We start from the raw sequence: 16,062 nt of genomic DNA on the forward strand, positions 1-16,062 counted from the left end.
TATACTTGGTAATAGCAAGTACATGAAAGAAAGGAACGATGGGAGCGAATGGAGACAAATCCCCCGCGATCGTCCACAGATGTAGAAGGCCCGAGTATACGCATTGCCTGGAAAGATGAGCAATCCATTCAGGCAGAGTGGAGCATGACGAAGGAGTTCGAGCAAGAAATAGAGCGAAAGTTTGCTATTCCATTTGCTGAACTGCCTTTTGTCCTACGCCTTTTTGATGTGACGTACCGCAAAGAGATCCGAAATGATGGCACTGACCTTTACACTGATTTTGATATCAACCACCGTTCTTCCGAATGGATTTTGTACGGAGTGACGCAAGGATTGGAATATTGCGTCGATCTGGGAATTCGGATGGTGGACGGAAGGTTTTATTCGCTGTCCAGGTCTCAAATGATTTGATCAACGTGCTCAAGCAACGTACGACTGAGGCAACTGCATTTTTATACGAAACAGCCCCATTACCCACGAGATTTGCTTGTGGCAATGGGGCTTTTGATTTTTATTGATGAACTCATGGCTTCTCTCGTTGTTTGTCCAACAGTCGCAGGGTCACCGCTAAAACAGCCCATACTGGCATTGGTTCCTCTAACTTATTTAGCCATTCAGGCGAGGTCAGCAAACCCTCCTGTAACGCACGATTGCCCAGCTCCAATTTCCAGGGAGGAATCGATTGTGGCTCTTCTGGGACGAATTGATCGTACTGGGTCAAGTTGTACGCCTGAATGAGGTGCGTTAGCTTTTCAGCGTACGCAGGATCGGTAGCGTACCCGGCTTCTTCTAAAGCCTGAGCGGCTTGTGCTGGAGTAGAGGCTGCCAGCACGCTTTTGTAAGCGGGCTTGCGTAAAAATTGGGCATGGTCTTCTATAGATTGCTGGTAATTTTCATAAGCGCGGAACTGGGAAGTACGCGTGACTGTCTTTCCGTTTTCCACCTCTTTGCTTTCGATGGTGACAGAGCCGGCAGGTCCCGTTCCCTTTATTCCAAAGAGGTTGTACGAGGATCTCCCAGTGGCAGGGTCAACAGGTACTTTATTACCCCAACCTGACTCAAGTATCGCCTGCGCTATGATGATGGAGGGGAATATACGATGGTTCGGATAAGACTTTCTGGCGTGGTCAGCAATCAACTGAATAAACGCTTGCGTCTCCATAAGCACACCCCTTTTTTCTCTTTGTTATTCGTATGAAAAAAAGAGGTCGGGGGAAATAGGCCTAAACATGAAAAAACAGTCGATATTTCTCGACTGTTTTCCTATTTTTTCTTTATGGCTTTCGAGGTTGGAAATATTGAATGCGCTTGTTGAAGAGGTGGAGCTCCGCTTTATAATCTCGTGCCAAGTATCGACAGTACTCATTTGCCTTGTTTTTATCGCCGTGTGTCGCTGATTCAGGAAGGGACACTTGTATGTAGTGCTTTTCGGAACCGTTTTCATTTTTGCTCCCGACTCCAACAACAATGGCTTTGTACATGTTTGGGTCTTTTCCTTTGAGAAGGAACCAAGAGTCCTTTCCTTCCGGGCGTTCTTCTAGGGTGTAAGGGAAAGCGGCGTCAGCATAGGTCCAGCCCAACTGCTTTCCTGTTTTTGAGGTCATGTCAACGTATCGCGTAAACTTGGCTTTCACGTCGTCAATACTTGCAGATGCTGCGGTAGAACCATCAACGAAATAGATGTAGGCCGATTGAAGTTTCACGACTGCACTCACTCCTAGTACCGGTATTCTGTGCGTTAAGTGTAGCATTGTCTTCCACTCTTTGGCAATGGAGCAGTTGGCGACCGAAAACAATTGCGCGTTTTTTCTGAAAAGTGTAAAATATATATCATATTTATATAGCCGTTAGATGAACGATAAAGGATCATGGAGGAATATACGCATGCAGGAGGCCTCAATTAGACACGTATTCGAAGCTTTAAACACCATGCGCGCCATCGATGTGGTGAACAAAGAAGACTGGGAGCGGGCAGCGAAGGAAGCCGAATTGGATTCCTCCGTACAGTTAAACATTCTCTGGATCATCTATTGTTATGAAGGTGTACGCGTCACGCAAATTGCAGATTGGACCTTCTGGCATCCCTCATCGATTGTCATTCATATCAAGAAATTAATGGAGAAAGGCATGGTGACGATCGAAAAGTCGGAGTTGGATGGGCGGGTGGTTCACGTATACCCGACTGAAAAAGGAAAAGAAGTATTGGAAGCCAGTCGAAGAAGTGTACCAGATATTTTTAGATTGACGTATGCATTGGAGAAAATGGAGGAACGATACAGTACAGCAGTAGTTGAACTGTTCTTTGAATGTCTCTCCTTTGTCGCGCAATCGCTGCATGGTGCAGAAAAAGTGAGATGGATTCAAGAAGGGGAAGACAGGGTCATTAACCCAACACGTTTGGTAAATGATGCTGTTTGGGTGGCAAAAACGTGATTTTTCGATTATACTAGTGAATAATCCGAATATTTCACGAAATTCGGAGGCCAAAATACTGTTGAGGAGGGATTGCTGATGGAGCACTACGACCACTTATACGACGTTTCGGAGAACGCTAATGTACGTTTCCTTGGCTTTATTTCAGAGGGAACACGCTACGACTTTGGCATGGTATTTACACACAAGTTTTATGGGAAGCCGTTGGTGATCTGTATGCAGACAGGGCAATCGACTCTTCTCAGTTCAGAAGATGCGGTGAATCCAGGATACCTGCAAAAAATTTTCAGGCTGGATTCGGAAAACGAGGCAGCCGCGCTTGCCGAGTTTTTCCAGGAGCATTTACCATCCATTCCATTTGAAGAAAATCAGTATTAAGTAACGAGCAGAAGTTTATCTTCTGCTCGTTTTGGTTTTGTTTTGTAAAATAAGTCCTGCCGTTTTTTAGTATAATCGAAAGAAATCAGGTAGTAGGAGGAACAAAGGAGAATGGGTGTACATAAATGGTCGGCCAAAGATTCACGGGGAGCGATTGTTCTCGTCCATGGAACGGGAGAGCATCATGGGCGTTATGAGCATGTAGCGGCTTATCTTAATCAGGCAGGCTGGGACGTATATGCGGAAGATTTGCCGGGATGGGGGCGCTCTCCTGGGAGACGGGGGCATATTCAATCATTCGAAGATTATTTGTCCCGCGTGCGTGAGTGGACGAGTACCGCTCTTGCCGATGCGTCCGGAGAGAAGCCTGTATTTTTAATGGGGCATAGCCTGGGGGGGCTCATTGCGACTCGCTATATTCAAACGGATGAGCGGAGTAAAGAGTTAGCAGGGGTCATTCTCACATCTCCATGCTTAAAATTGAAACTGACTGTACCGGCTTGGAAGGAGCAATTGGCACAGTTTCTCGATCGGGTCTGGCCAACACTTGTCATGCCGAATGGAATCACTCCCGACATGGTATCGCGTGACGAAGCTGTTCAGGCTGCCTATCAAAACGATCCGCTCAATTATTCCAAGGTAAGTGTCAGATGGTTCACGGAATTGAACCGCTCTATGGAAAAGGCGTGGGAAGAAAGAAATCGAATCAAGCATCCTTTCCTTGTTTTGCAGGCTGGTGCTGATTCTTTGGTTGATGCGGATGCTGTGGAGCAGTTTACAGCGGGCCTTTCAGGCAGACAAACCTTCGAACGATACGCAGGCTTGCGGCACGAAATTTTAAACGAGCCTGAAAAGGAAGAAGTCTTGCAAAAAATCGTGACCTGGTTAAATGACGATCCTTCGATTTAATGTGACATACTAATTATCAACAAATGCATCTTGACTCCGAATGGTGTAGCATATTAAGATGAATGTAACATAACATTTATAGGAATATGTGAATCAATTGAATGCGGAGGGGACATAGATGGGAACTATCGTATGTCAGACTTGCGGAACCATCATCGAGCATTTTGAAAGTAACTCAGTGAAAACGCTTTATGCGGTGTGCAACTGTGACTGCCGACCTGGTGAAAGACAGGAAAAAGAATAAAATAATAGTCGACAGGCCTATGTTGAGGCCTGTTTTTTTTGACAACCTTTTCCGTATGGAGGATAATGGAGAAGTGTGAAAATCGTTGTAAAAGGAGGAATTGTTTCATGAAGCGAAGACCGATACAGGGAATGCTGGCCGCTGCACTTTTGGTCACATCTCTGTGGAGCGGGACACCGGCGCTTGCTTACAGTATTGGTGATGAAGAAAAAATCGACGCAAGCAAGCCTGAAATTTCTGGAGCCGGTTATGACATTTCCAAAAAATATGCCGTGTGGATGGTGGAAGGGGAAGAAACCGTAACCCTTTACAATCTCGATAAAGGTACGCAAACGCAAATTGGCGACAAGGAATCTGAAAAGACGAATCCAAAAGTCGATGGTGAGTATGTCGTGTGGATCGACTCCCGTGACGGAGGTTCGGACGTCTACTTGTATGACATTGCGAAACAAAAAGAAACCCGCTTGTCAGACGGGGCGGCTTCTGTCGATGGTGTAGAGATCGGGGATAAAAACGTTGTCTGGACAGATAACGGGGATGTTTATCTGTACAAAATTTCTACAGGAGATACGGAGGTCGTATCTGCGAGCGGAAAAGCAAGCAACCCAGTGGTAAGCGATGCGTATGTCGCATGGGAAGATGAACGTGATGGCAACGGCGATATTTACTATTACGATATCAAAGCCAAGGAAGAAAAGGCGGCTGTCGTCCAAAAAGGCGATCAAGGGCGTCCTACTCTTTCCACAAATAAAATTTTGTATGAGAATCGCTCCTATAATCAAATCTACGTGCATACCATTAGCAACGGCAGAAACAAAGAATTGACGAACGGTTCAAACGACAAAGAATTTGTACATACGTACAAAGACGATTATGTGTATGCTGAGGGCAATGATCTGATCTATCGTACCGTCGATAAATCGTCTAAAAAGAAGATTGACTCCAACCTTTATGGAAATGTAGGACCGAGAATTTATGGTGACTACGTTTTGTATGCCAAAAAGGACAGTAATAAAAAGCTCCAGCTACACCTGTATGATCTGGACGAAAAAGAGCAAGTTCCGCTGGGCAATGTAGGCGGCGATCCTAGTGATCCAGCGGGTCACGATCGTTATGTCGCTTATGTATCCAAGTCTAAGAAAAACAATGCCATCGTCCTTTACGATATGGTAAACGGAACGAGCAAAGCCATCAGTGACCCAGATCACGATGCTACTCGCCCTGTCGTAAGTTCTCGCTATGTTGTTTGGTATGATCAGCGTGAAGACGCACTCTTCTCCTACGATATTCGTAAAGGCGTCCAAACGCAGATTACAAACGAAGATGATGATCAACAGCCAAGTGAGAAGTTCTATGAAATCGACGGAGAGCGTCTATTGTGGGTCAATGTCGATCGCAGAGCAGAAGTGTTCATCACGAATTTGTCTACTGGAAAGCATACTGAGGTAGCAAGGCTGAAAAGTGAACCGTTAAGCGTTGATATTTATCAGGACTATGCAGCCTGGGTAGTCGAAGAGGGCAAAAAGAATGCAACGATCGTTCTCTACGATATCGAGGGAGAGAGAGAAAGAGAAATTCGTAAAAACGTAAAAGTAGAGAAAGCCGAGATTGGCGATGATTTCGTGGTTTGGAGCGAAGATACTGGCAATTCCAAAACGGGTTGGGATTTGTATTATTACAACATCGACCGTCAAAAAGTCAATCCGCTGCTGCGCTATACGGAAGGTGACCAGAAAAATCCACAGGCTTCACGAAATATGATTTTATTCGAAGACAATCGTCTGTCCGGGAAAGCAAAGCAGTTCTACTTCGAGCTGTATGATTTCGAAGAGGGATCATTTAGCGATATCGAGTGGGATGACGATGCGGAGATAGAAAGCCCGCGTATGGGTGGAAATCGCATTGTATGGGTAGATGATCGCGACAAAGATCCTTACGTTTACACGTTGGCATTCGCTCCGGGTGATGACGACGAAGATGACGATGAAGATGATGAAAAAGACGAGGACTGATTCTGAATAAATCGAGTCAGGCTCCCTAACAGAAAAACAGACGAAAGGATTTCTTTCGTCTGTTTTCTTTTACGTCCGGCATAAATGCGGCTTCAAAAGTACGAGTGCTACGAGAAATAAAATGACGGCTACATAAGCAGGCAAGAGATGAATAAAATCAACATAGCCAACAGTAAAGTGTATGCCTATGCCAGAAACAAAGCCTGGAATGCCTGCTAAAAACAAGGTCCACCAAATCCACGCTTCTCCTCGCCTGATCCCCCAAAGGCTAATCAGCAAGACTGCCAGGCTATTCGAAACTAAAGCCCCGCCAAAGCCAGCGCGGTCATGAGCAATGACCGGAATTAATCGCTCATTGTAAGACTGCAAGGTATCGGCAGACACACAGAGAAAGACGAGGTCAGAAGGAACGAAGACACCAGTGACGCCAATGATCGAAATAATAAGACCTGCCCCTGTCAAACCAAATCCGATGATGACAAAGAGCAATTGTCCCCATAGAGCCATTTGCCAATCCCGATCGTTGTGAAGCTGAGGTGGTAAGCGAGTCAAATGAACCTTTGCAGGTGTTCGTATTGCAAGCAGAAACAAGGGAAACAACACGAGTGCTAAAATCGCGTGTAAGTAATCGAAGTACCCGTATCCAATAAATAAAAAGAAGCTGGAAAATCCAACAGCACCGGAGACGAGCAGGATGATCCGAGTCCAGTGAATGTCTTTGCGCAGGCCATGGTAAGCCAGTTGGCTATACAAAATTCCTATGGAGATCATCGTTCCCGCCAGGCTAATCCGATCGTGAGACATAAAAGAGAGGATTTGCGCATTGAAGAGCGCAAGCTGGTCGGCTGACATCCCGAGAAAGCGTTCGTCGTAGGGAAGGACGACGGTTGTTGCGGCGATCAGCCATGCAAGTGCCCCGCCGATCATCATGCCCACGCCCAACAAGATTCCCCATACCCATGAAGGAAATAAAAAAGCAGATCGCTTTTCTTGAGGAGGGTCAGTGGCTGGCTGTGTTTGCAAGATGGCTTCGTTAATTCGTTTTGGCAAGCCGGGGCCAGAATAGACCAAGCCACTGTGCAACTGCACAAAATTGGCACCCGCTGCAAGAAAGGTCAGAGCATCTTGTGGCTCCAGAATCCCGCCTGATCCAATGATAAGGGCATCTGGCCACTGTTCCCGTGCCCAGGAGACAAACTTGACCGCTTGCTCGTGTGAACTCCTCCCCGTGATATAAACAGTGTTGTTCACGCTTGGTGAATCTTCCTGAATGATGCCTCCAGCGACAACGAGACCGTTAAGTCCTGCTTCTTTTGCCGAGGCAAGAATCGGGAGTGCTTCTGCTTCTGCAAGGCCGGGAGGGATCGCCAGCAAGAGTGGTAGATCCGTTTGGTGACGCAAACAGGAAAAATGTTCTGCCCACGCTGTATGGCTCCATTCTGGCAGTCCAATATTCGCCCGTGTATCAATCGTGAAAAACGAACAAAAATGCTCCAATTTGCCGATCAGCTCCTGAAGCTCTTCTGTGGCTTCTCTCAGGCTGGCTTTTGGTTGGGGGGCCAATCTGACTCCGACAGGAATATTGATGCCAGAAGCCCCCTCCAGGCGCCTCTGAAGGGTATGTATACCATTATTTACCAGTGGACTGGAATAATGGATATTCATCGCGGCAATGTCACGTTGCACGGTGCCGTGCGAATCGATCGGTTTTATGGACACCGGTCCCAGTTCTAGGAACCCGAAGCCGAATTTGGACAGCGCCTGAATGGCGATGCATTCCGGGTCCAATCCGGCACCCAAACCGACTGGAGTAGGGAACGTGACTGGGCCAATAGTTTTGGAGAGCTGCGAGGGAGGCACCATATGTCCCATCCATTCGATGATCAACGGACCACCCGGAATTTTTGCCAAAGTGCCGATTGACCGCAAGGTAATCGACCGGGCCCGTTCGGGTGGCATGAGAAAGAGAAGGGGCCGAAACATCGTTTGATACGACCAGTCTGGCATGGAAGGATCGCCCACCTTTCCTGATTTTTCCCAATTGCATCTTATCTCAAAATGTTTGCATAAAAAATAAAAAAAGCTGCTCTCTCGTGAAAGAGGCAGCCGTTTTTCGGTTTGGATCGCTTAGCCAGAAATGGCGGTTTGTCTTTTTACGACTTTGATCGTTTTCAGTGTCTCATCTTCAGGACCTTGTACGGGTAACCCGACTCGAATGTTTTCCTGGATGTATGCGATATTTTCCTCGGTGATTACCTCACCAGGAAGGAAGATCGGGATGCCTGGAGGATACACCATGATGAACTCAGTGATGACTCGACCTGCTGCTTCCGCCAACGGAATCGTCTCTGTTTCTGCATAGAAAGCTTCTCGAGGGGTGGTGGACAGCACAGGGATATTCGGCAGTGAGATCGTCGGCTTGTCTTCTGCTTGTACATGCGAAAATTCAACGGACAAATCACGCAAGCCATTTACCAGCGCACGGATGGATTCTTCCGTATCTCCGGCAGTAACGAAGCAGAGGATGTTGTACAGATCGCTCATCTCTACCTCAATGTTGTACTTGTCACGCAGCCAGTTTTCGACTTCCCATCCAGTGATTCCAAGATCGCGTACATGGATGAGGAGCTTGGTTGGGTCCATCGCAAAAGTCGCAGGCTTTCCAAGAATCTCCTTGCCGACGCAGTAGATGCGCGGGATTTCGTTAATCATATCGCGTGCTTTTGCTGCCAGTTCCATCGCTTGATCTGCGAGCATTTTCCCGTTGAGGGCCAAATGCTGACGCGCCATGTCCAATGACGCGAGTAGGATGTAAGAAGTCGAGGTCGTCGTAAGCATACTCATGACTGTTTTCACTCGATCGACATCAACAAGTCCTTCCCGTACATTCAAAATCGACGTTTGAGTCAAAGAGCCACCCAGCTTGTGTACGCTGGTCGCTGCCATGTCGGCACCTGCTTGCATGGCCGAAATAGGCAGTTCCTCGTGAAAATGAATATGCACACCATGAGCTTCGTCGACCAATACAGGAATTTCATAGTTATGGGCAGCCCGAACGATCTCGCGCAGGTCACCTGCAATACCGAAGTACGTTGGGTTAATCACCAACAGGGCAGCAGCGTCAGGATGAGCATCCAGTGCTTTTTGTACGGCCTTCACTGTGATTCCGTGAGAAATACCCAGACGCTCGTCCATGGCAGGGTGAATAAAGATGGGGATTGCTCCAGCGAAAATAATCGCCGACATAATCGATTTGTGCACGTTACGCGGTACGATAATTTTGTCGCCAGGACTGCAGGTTGCCATAATCATTGCCATGATGGCACCGCTTGTACCTTGCACGGAAAAGAATGTATGGTCAGCGCCGAATGCCTCGGCTGCCAAATCTTGTGCTTCTTTAATCATTGCCTTCGGGTGATGCAAGTCATCCAATGGCGCAATGTTGATGAGGTCTATCGAAAGAGCGTTGTCCCCGATGAACTCGCGAAATGCCGGATGCATACCCATACCCTTCTTATGGCCCGGAATGTGAAATTGAATCGGGTTCCGGTTGGCGTGCTCCAACAACCCGCTGAACAAAGGAGTTTTCATTTGTCTCACTACGATCGCCTCACTTTACTAATCAAGAATAATAAGGGGAAAAACAAACAAATTGAGTATAGCAAAATAGGGGGGGAAAGCAAGCGAATTTTTATTCAGGTTTACTTGTGATGGCAGGAGTTTGGCCTGTAAGCCGAGAAGGTCATTTACACGGGGTGATAAAAGGATGAAAACGAGAGTAACGGAGCTACTTCAAATAGCATACCCAGTTGTTCAAGGTGGCTTGGCTTATTTGGCTTACGCAGACTTGGCTGCGGCTGTGTCAAATGCGGGGGGACTCGGTCAAATTACGGCTATGTCCTTGCCATCGGCGGATGCACTGCGGGAGGAGATTCGCAAGGTTCGTACATTGACGGATAAACCATTTGGTGTGAACTATGCGATTGGACAACATGGTCGGCCGTATGAAGAAATGCTGGATGTGGCGATTGAAGAAGGAGTGGCAGCTGTATCGGTAACAGGAGGCAATCCAGAGCCGCTGCTGCGTAGACTCGATGGTCATCCCATCAAAAAGCTCGTCTTGGTTGCGTCTGCCCGCCAAGCACAAAAAGCCGAATCGATTGGCGCGGATGCTGTAATGGCTGTTGGTCAAGAAGGCGGGGGGCACTTGGGACGAGATGATATCGGGACGTTTGTTTTAATTCCGCGTGTGGTGGATTCCGTGAAAATTCCGGTATTAGCTAGCGGTGGGATCGGTGATGGTCGGGGAATTTTGGCAGCCCTTGCACTTGGTGCAGAAGGTGTGGAGATGGGGACGCGATTTATTGCGACGCAAGAATGTGTCCATGCGCATTCTGCCTACAAAGAGGCGTTGGTTGCTGGAACGGAACACGATACCGCAGTTATCAAGCGCACACTGGGGGCACCTGCAAGGGTCGTTCGCACACCAGGCTCTGATCATATTCTCCAATTGGAAAAAGAAGGGGCAGGCTACGAGCAGTTAAAGAGCTTCATCAGTGGAGAGAACAATTGCACATTTATTTATGAGGGCGACAGCCAACGTGGATTTGGTTGGGCTGGTCAGGTTATTGGATTGATTGAAGATGTGCCAAGTGTCCAAAAATTGTTTGACCGCATGTTTGGCGATGTGAACAAGTCGTTGGATCGACTGCGGTCTTTTTCCTAAAACAAAAGAACAGGCCTGCGTTTTTCAAATGAAAGCGGACCTGTTCTTTTGCATATAACTTAACTAAAGAAAGCGGTAGGCGTTCTATCCACGGGAATTTCCTAATGTATAGAGCTTGCTCAACACGCCAAATGTTTCTTCGAGACGACTCATCAATGCTTCTCCGTCTGCCAGAATGGGATCATGGCGGTCAATGGTAATTCCACAGAGCAACTCCGCTTTTTTTACCTGTGCAAGCCTGTCCACCAGCTTTTTCACGCCAGCCTTGCCCAGCTCTTTTTGAGACGTACTTGCTGGTTGCATATGATCTGGGGACCAGTGAAAATGCTCCGGAACCATCGCGATAACCTCATCTAGACGCTTGTTGAACGCATGGCTGATGATCTCTTTGGAAGGAGACTCGTAGATTACCGCGTACCAAACGAACAGATGTGTTCCCCACAAGCCGATTTGAAAGTGCGGGTGTTTTTTGTAACCGCGTTTATCATTAGCCCAGGCAACCCACGTATCAGCTGGTGGGTTCACCGTACGGCGTGCATGTTTTGCTATGTGCGTAAACATTTCATCCCCGGTTGCTACGGAGAGAAAAGGCGCAAAGTGTTGGCTGAGTACTTCGAATTTGGGACGGATATGAGTTTTGATCGCGTCCATCCGAGCATCCAGTCCATCAATGGCAAAAACATCAAAATCTTCTTGACGAAAGCCTGGAAACGTTGGCATGTAACAAACACCTCTTTTAAGCATCATCGAACCCCACAGGAAAGAAAAGGGCGATCGTCCCTGTCAAGGGAGCTTGGAATCCTCCATATGATATCATACCATCCAGGAAAAAAATACATGCCGAGATTTATGAATAGCAAAACCAAAGCCTGAATAATATGATATACCACTCACTCCCTTGCGGCGAAAATGATATCTGAGTATTCTGTCAACGGGAGGGGCCTGTAGAAGATGAATCTCGGCATGGAGTTGGAGTATTTTCATTTGGCAGTTTGGTTTGACCGCAAAACATTGCACGCGATGGTGCAGGCCCTGGTGGAAGCAGGGGTGAGCGTCACGTGGAAAGAATCTCCCGAGCAGTTTCACCTCCTCGTGAACACCACAGATGGCCGATCCGACTGGAAAATGCGGCGTTTAAATGGGTCCTATAAGCTGCACATTGCAGGCATTCCTGTCAATGATTCTCGGGTGGCACTCGTCCTGTACCACTTCGTAGAGCGGGCTAAAGGGCATGCCATGATCAAGGTCACTTTTGAAGAGTGTGTCTTGCTGAAGCAAATCCAGTACGGGGAAGTTATCAGAATAGTGGAATTAAAAGGAGCTGAGAAAAAAGTGATCTATGAAAAATTTTGCAACGTAACGATGGATCAGGTAATTGCTGCGATGAAGCGACGTGACTCGGAAGAACGCATCCCGGTGCTGCGTCTGGAGCTGGATTATGAACTGGCGACGTTGTATGACGCGATGCAAGCCAAAGACCAAAGTCAAATGAAGCAGTCCACAGAGCGATTAAAACAGCTTCGTCGGGAAATGTTGCTTTTGGAAGCGTAGGCAGACTGGAGGATAGCCAAAGGACGATGAGTTTGACACAAACCAATACGGAATGAAAAAGCGACATCTCAAACAAATGAGGGTGTCGCTTTTTTTGGTGGGAAAGTCGTCTATTTCGTATTTGTTGTTTTTGTGAAAAGACTTGTTTGAATGGGAGGCCCGACGGTTGTACAATAAAGAAGGTTTTTGACAGCATATTTACGCACGCGCCGGAAAGGAAGAAAAGTTTTGGAAGCATTCCTATCACAAATCCCCAATGTAGCGATCCTGCTTTTAGCCGTCATCGCATTGACACTGATCCTGTTATGGATCGTGATTATGCAGTCTGTCCGGATTAGTCGATTGAGGAAATCGATCAACCGGATTATGACAGGGACGGGAGGAGCCAATCTCGAGGAAGGCTTGCACAGACTGCTGGATCAGGTAGAGGAAATGAAAAAGCAGCATAGCGATCAGCAGTTTGCCATCAATCGTCTGTCACAACGAATGGCAGCGCAATGCGGCAAAGTAGCGATTATCCGTTACAATGCCTTCGGGGATGTCGGCAGTGATCTTAGCTTTTCGTTGGCGGTAACAGATGACGCTGGGAACGGCGTCGTGATCACCAGCATTTTTGGACGAGAAGAATCTCGCGTGTACGCCAAGCCGCTTGAGCAAGGGACATCGAGCTACCATTTGTCTGAAGAAGAACAGGCTGCGATCAAAAAAGCGATGACCTCAACCACAGGGATATAAGTCCCTCTGAATTTCAATGAAACAGCAAGAATTTGAATGAATCAGGGAGTTCTTTTCATTTCCCTGCGGCTGATTGCGGATATTCCTGTTTTTTGCTAAAATTCATCGTTATTTTGCTCAAGACTTTTGAGGGCATCTGAGGTATAATAAAGATGTCAAAAATGGCTTTTTTGCGAAAAACAAAAAGTAGGTGATCCGCCTTCATTACCCAAATCGATTTTCGATTCGCGGGGCAAGGCCAGGTTCTACAGCGTTCTTTTGTTGACACTTAGCGTATCTCCTCTGATTTGGATAACTGTTCGGTCGTACTCGGCCCATGCAAACCAAAAGAATTGAGGAGATATTTATGGCACAGCGTTTAGCAACTAATTACGCCAAGGCCTATTTTACGGTGAATGAAGAAGAGCTGAACCAGTTCGTTTCGCTTTTCACCAATGAACACATTTCTGTCCAAGTCAAAGTGTGTGACAATGGCGATCGTGACGTAATTTTGAATGACAAGAATGGCGAAATTCAATTGAATTTCTGTCGGGTTGGCAGCCGCTACTCATGCGACAGCTCGTATCTGATCCAAGATCGGCAGCTGGCAAATGCTATGAGAAAAGCAATGAAAGCGTTCCGAGGCTATGGAATTGTCCACCGGATTTACGACGGCTTCACAATGGTGTATCACTACGATCAAGGATCGGTTGTGAGCATTCAGGAGCTAACCGGAGACGAAGAAGTGTCCATCTTTGAAAATAACTCTCTGCACATGGTCAACGAGCTGGAGGCTTTGTTCCAGCAGGATGGCAGCGAGCAGGAGATTGAGTCCTTACGTCAAGAAACGGACCGATGGCTGGATTTGCGTAATTGGGCAAAGAGAACTGCCCCAGAAAAACTTCCAGCAATTGATGTTCGATTAGTAACGTTATCGCGACGTCTATTTGAATTAGAAGTTTAGTGAACGAAGGGTGCCTGGGGCGCCCTTTTTTATTTATAAGAGCCGGCAGCGAAAAACAAAAAGCGGGTTTCCTCGAATCAAGAGGTGCCCGCTTTTACTATTTGCTCTTCACTTAGCGAAGCTTTAATGGCTTGCTCATATTGTACCAAATTGCCCCAGCATGATCCGAGCTGGAAACACCATTGTTCAGGTATCCATGGCTTTCATAGTAGCCAATCAAATTTTCCTTACACGTAAGCGTGATCGTCTCACGACCAGCCTCTTTCGCGGAGGCTTCCAAGTGTGCTAGGAGCATGGAGGCGATTCCGCGATTTTGAAAAGCGGGAGAAACCGCTAAGCCTAAAATGGTTTGATGTCCGCCAGATGCCGGGTTTTCTTTAATCGTTTGAAAAAGATCATCGGTAATGAAGGGGGATTCGATGACGGGGCCATTGATCAAACCCGCAATGACCCCATCCGCTTCCGCTACAAAAAAACTATCAGGAATCAAGCGGATACGCTTCTCAAATGCTTCCTGTGTTGCAGCCTCTTCTGGTGAGAAGCAAAGACGCTCGATGGCAATTAGTTCTGGCAAATCTTCTGCTTTGGCATTACGGATAGTAATCATGTGTGGCGATCCTCTCCCTCTCCATTCTGGTGCATTTCTAAAAGTTTAGCATATTTCATAATAGGTGAAAGCCACTTACAGCAACGTCTGCTCGCCATTTTTGTAGAGACAGCCGGCAGCCTATTTGTAATGTTATTATGGATTATTGAAAAAGGGTATTGTCAAACTAGGCCGATGCATGGTATTGTTGTTTTCGTTGGAAACAGGATTAGGAACCAGGATTCACTTTAAAGGGTGGATAACAACGGAAACCGCCCCCGTTAGTGAATGACGCAGGTCCTAGCGATGTTTAACATTACACTCGTTAGGAAGGGGGAACCGAAAGATGGAATATTCGACTTTCGGAAGACACGTTGCTGTTGACACATGGGGAGTTCAGTTTGATTTGTTGAACGACGCAGAATTTTTGAAAAAGGAAATGATTGAGGCTGCTGAGGCATGCGGTGCTACGGTACTGAGTGTGCAAGCGAAGCAGTTTTCTCCTCAGGGTGCTACCGTACTGGTTCTTCTCTCGGAAAGCCACCTGTCCATTCATACGTATCCTGAGCGCGGCTTTGCTGCTCTGGATTGCTACACGTGTGGGGAAACCGTTGATCCGCAAATCGCCATCGACTACTTGGTATCCGTGCTGAAGCCGGAAAAAACTTACGCGAAGAAATTAGTTCGTGGTTTGGGTGAACTGCAAGTTGTTGAGCCAGAAATGAAACTGGTTGAAGCGGCAAAGTAAGTAACAAATGGAAAAGTTTTCAAGAGGTGCGGACTGATTCCGCACCTCTTTTATATGGAGCTTCGATTCATATTTGTCATCATGGAGTGACAGTAGGAATTCTGCGGCCAATATCCTGGAGCAGAGAACGAAATTCCGTGGATGTATTGACCTGATTCGTCAGATGCGTCGCTTCTTCATAAATATCTGCATGGATGGCACGAATCCGGTCAAAGGTGGCTGCGTCGGAGGCTACTTGGATCGAGAAATTCGGAACACGTGAACGAACGGCTGAATGGACTTGCTGTTCGATTATGCTCGTTTGCTCTGGGCCAAAATTTTTCCGAACACGAATTCCGATGACTGCATCTGTACCACTCACGAGAACAGTAGCACGTTCCACACCTGGCACCTCATCTGCGGCCAAGGTGAGCTGTTCAGCCAAATCCTGATTGAAACCATTGACCGTATAGCCTTTTTGATAATTGCGGGCATTGATTCCGTCAGTGTTGGCATGATAATCATGAGCGAGGCTTGTCCTGGCACCTGGGGCCTGTTGATAGGTGGTACTTTGTGTGTGCGCTTGATTTTTTGGATGGCTGCTCGAGTTTGCGCATCCGGTCATCATGGTTGCAAGCATAAGCAAGCCAACCAAACACTTCGGGCCGTACCGTTTCATATGTCTGCCACCTCCATTTTCCTTAGTATGACGAAAATAAAGTCCCTTACTCAGGAAGTGGCTCCCGTAAAAAACTGCCCATTGTGCCGCGTTTCACTACCTGTTAATATGGAAGGTATGCATAATAGAGGAGGTTCAC

At 47.1% G+C, this 16,062-nt stretch carries 18 protein-coding genes; 11 read left to right on the forward strand and 7 right to left on the reverse strand.

Annotation, left to right across the window (positions count from 1 at the left end; genetic code table 11):
• Positions 1-48 precede the first annotated feature (48 nt).
• Complete coding sequence (locus C7R94_RS16475; RefSeq protein WP_007723202.1) at positions 49-411, forward strand: DUF4912 domain-containing protein; 363 nt, start codon at positions 49-51, stop codon at positions 409-411.
• Positions 412-523: 112 nt separating this feature from the next.
• Here C7R94_RS16475 and C7R94_RS16480 read toward each other — a convergent pair whose 3' ends face one another.
• Positions 524-1,162: a glycoside hydrolase family 73 protein gene (locus C7R94_RS16480; protein WP_106782935.1), complete on the reverse strand. Its 639-nt coding sequence runs from the start codon at positions 1,160-1,162 to the stop codon at positions 524-526.
• A gap of 112 nt (positions 1,163-1,274) precedes the next feature.
• Positions 1,275-1,703 carry a DUF1885 family protein gene (locus C7R94_RS16485; protein WP_047068419.1) on the reverse strand — a complete coding sequence of 143 codons (429 nt, stop codon included), beginning with the start codon at positions 1,701-1,703 and terminating at the stop codon, positions 1,275-1,277.
• Positions 1,704-1,884: 181 nt separating this feature from the next.
• On the opposite strand from C7R94_RS16485, the gene C7R94_RS16490 reads away from it, so the two are divergent.
• The 5 genes from C7R94_RS16490 to C7R94_RS16510 all read left to right on the forward strand — a co-directional run bounded on the left by C7R94_RS16490 (position 1,885) and on the right by C7R94_RS16510 (position 5,976).
• A complete protein-coding gene (locus tag C7R94_RS16490; protein WP_007723208.1) occupies positions 1,885-2,433 on the forward strand; it encodes a MarR family winged helix-turn-helix transcriptional regulator in 549 nt (182 codons plus the stop codon).
• 78 nt (positions 2,434-2,511) lie between these two features.
• Positions 2,512-2,811: a DUF3055 domain-containing protein gene (locus C7R94_RS16495; protein ID WP_106782938.1), complete on the forward strand. Its 300-nt coding sequence runs from the start codon at positions 2,512-2,514 to the stop codon at positions 2,809-2,811.
• A gap of 111 nt (positions 2,812-2,922) precedes the next feature.
• A complete protein-coding gene (locus tag C7R94_RS16500) occupies positions 2,923-3,720 on the forward strand; it encodes an alpha/beta hydrolase (protein ID WP_106782941.1) in 798 nt (265 codons plus the stop codon).
• Positions 3,721-3,838: 118 nt separating this feature from the next.
• Positions 3,839-3,964, forward strand: coding sequence for a GapA-binding peptide SR1P (locus C7R94_RS16505; protein WP_015892158.1), 126 nt, complete (start codon positions 3,839-3,841; stop codon positions 3,962-3,964).
• A gap of 107 nt (positions 3,965-4,071) precedes the next feature.
• Positions 4,072-5,976, forward strand: coding sequence for a hypothetical protein (locus C7R94_RS16510; protein WP_106782943.1), 1,905 nt, complete (start codon positions 4,072-4,074; stop codon positions 5,974-5,976).
• Positions 5,977-6,045: 69 nt separating this feature from the next.
• Here the strand turns inward: C7R94_RS16510 and C7R94_RS16515 are convergent, their stop codons facing one another.
• Positions 6,046-7,983 carry a beta/alpha barrel domain-containing protein gene (locus C7R94_RS16515; RefSeq protein ID WP_106782946.1) on the reverse strand — a complete coding sequence of 646 codons (1,938 nt, stop codon included), beginning with the start codon at positions 7,981-7,983 and terminating at the stop codon, positions 6,046-6,048.
• A 120-nt stretch (positions 7,984-8,103) separates the two neighbouring features.
• The gene (locus tag C7R94_RS16520; protein ID WP_047068415.1) at positions 8,104-9,576 is read right to left on the reverse strand and encodes an aminotransferase class I/II-fold pyridoxal phosphate-dependent enzyme; all 1,473 of its coding nucleotides are present in this window, start codon (positions 9,574-9,576) and stop codon (positions 8,104-8,106) included.
• A gap of 121 nt (positions 9,577-9,697) precedes the next feature.
• Here C7R94_RS16520 and C7R94_RS16525 point away from each other — a divergent pair, with 121 nt between their 5' ends.
• A complete protein-coding gene (locus C7R94_RS16525) occupies positions 9,698-10,702 on the forward strand; it encodes an NAD(P)H-dependent flavin oxidoreductase (protein ID WP_255576961.1) in 1,005 nt (334 codons plus the stop codon).
• Positions 10,703-10,786: 84 nt separating this feature from the next.
• Here the strand turns inward: C7R94_RS16525 and C7R94_RS16530 are convergent, their stop codons facing one another.
• Positions 10,787-11,422, reverse strand: a complete 636-nt coding sequence (locus tag C7R94_RS16530) for a YktB family protein (protein WP_106782951.1) — start codon at positions 11,420-11,422, stop codon at positions 10,787-10,789.
• Positions 11,423-11,653: 231 nt separating this feature from the next.
• Here C7R94_RS16530 and C7R94_RS16535 point away from each other — a divergent pair, with 231 nt between their 5' ends.
• The 3 genes from C7R94_RS16535 (at position 11,654) to C7R94_RS16550 (ending at position 13,931) form a co-directional block, all read left to right on the forward strand.
• Positions 11,654-12,253, forward strand: a complete 600-nt coding sequence (locus tag C7R94_RS16535; RefSeq protein ID WP_106782954.1) for a hypothetical protein — start codon at positions 11,654-11,656, stop codon at positions 12,251-12,253.
• Between the two features lie 228 nt (positions 12,254-12,481).
• Positions 12,482-12,988 carry a DUF4446 family protein gene (locus C7R94_RS16540; RefSeq protein ID WP_047068411.1) on the forward strand — a complete coding sequence of 169 codons (507 nt, stop codon included), beginning with the start codon at positions 12,482-12,484 and terminating at the stop codon, positions 12,986-12,988.
• Positions 12,989-13,334: 346 nt separating this feature from the next.
• The gene (locus tag C7R94_RS16550) at positions 13,335-13,931 is read left to right on the forward strand and encodes a hypothetical protein (RefSeq protein WP_106782956.1); all 597 of its coding nucleotides are present in this window, start codon (positions 13,335-13,337) and stop codon (positions 13,929-13,931) included.
• A 112-nt stretch (positions 13,932-14,043) separates the two neighbouring features.
• Here the strand turns inward: C7R94_RS16550 and C7R94_RS16555 are convergent, their stop codons facing one another.
• A complete protein-coding gene (locus tag C7R94_RS16555; protein WP_106782958.1) occupies positions 14,044-14,538 on the reverse strand; it encodes a GNAT family N-acetyltransferase in 495 nt (164 codons plus the stop codon).
• Positions 14,539-14,863: 325 nt separating this feature from the next.
• On the opposite strand from C7R94_RS16555, the gene speD reads away from it, so the two are divergent.
• On the forward strand, positions 14,864-15,265 hold the full coding sequence (gene speD, locus C7R94_RS16560) for an adenosylmethionine decarboxylase (protein ID WP_007723244.1): 402 nt from the start codon (positions 14,864-14,866) through the stop codon (positions 15,263-15,265).
• A 79-nt stretch (positions 15,266-15,344) separates the two neighbouring features.
• On the opposite strand, the gene C7R94_RS16565 is transcribed toward speD, so the two are convergent.
• Positions 15,345-15,923, reverse strand: coding sequence for a YhcN/YlaJ family sporulation lipoprotein (locus C7R94_RS16565; RefSeq protein WP_106782961.1), 579 nt, complete (start codon positions 15,921-15,923; stop codon positions 15,345-15,347).
• Positions 15,924-16,062 lie beyond the last annotated feature (139 nt).

Source organism: Brevibacillus sp. NRRL NRS-603 (assembly GCF_003013445.1).
In the GTDB taxonomy this organism is placed as follows: Bacteria; Bacillota; Bacilli; order Brevibacillales; family Brevibacillaceae; genus Brevibacillus; species Brevibacillus formosus.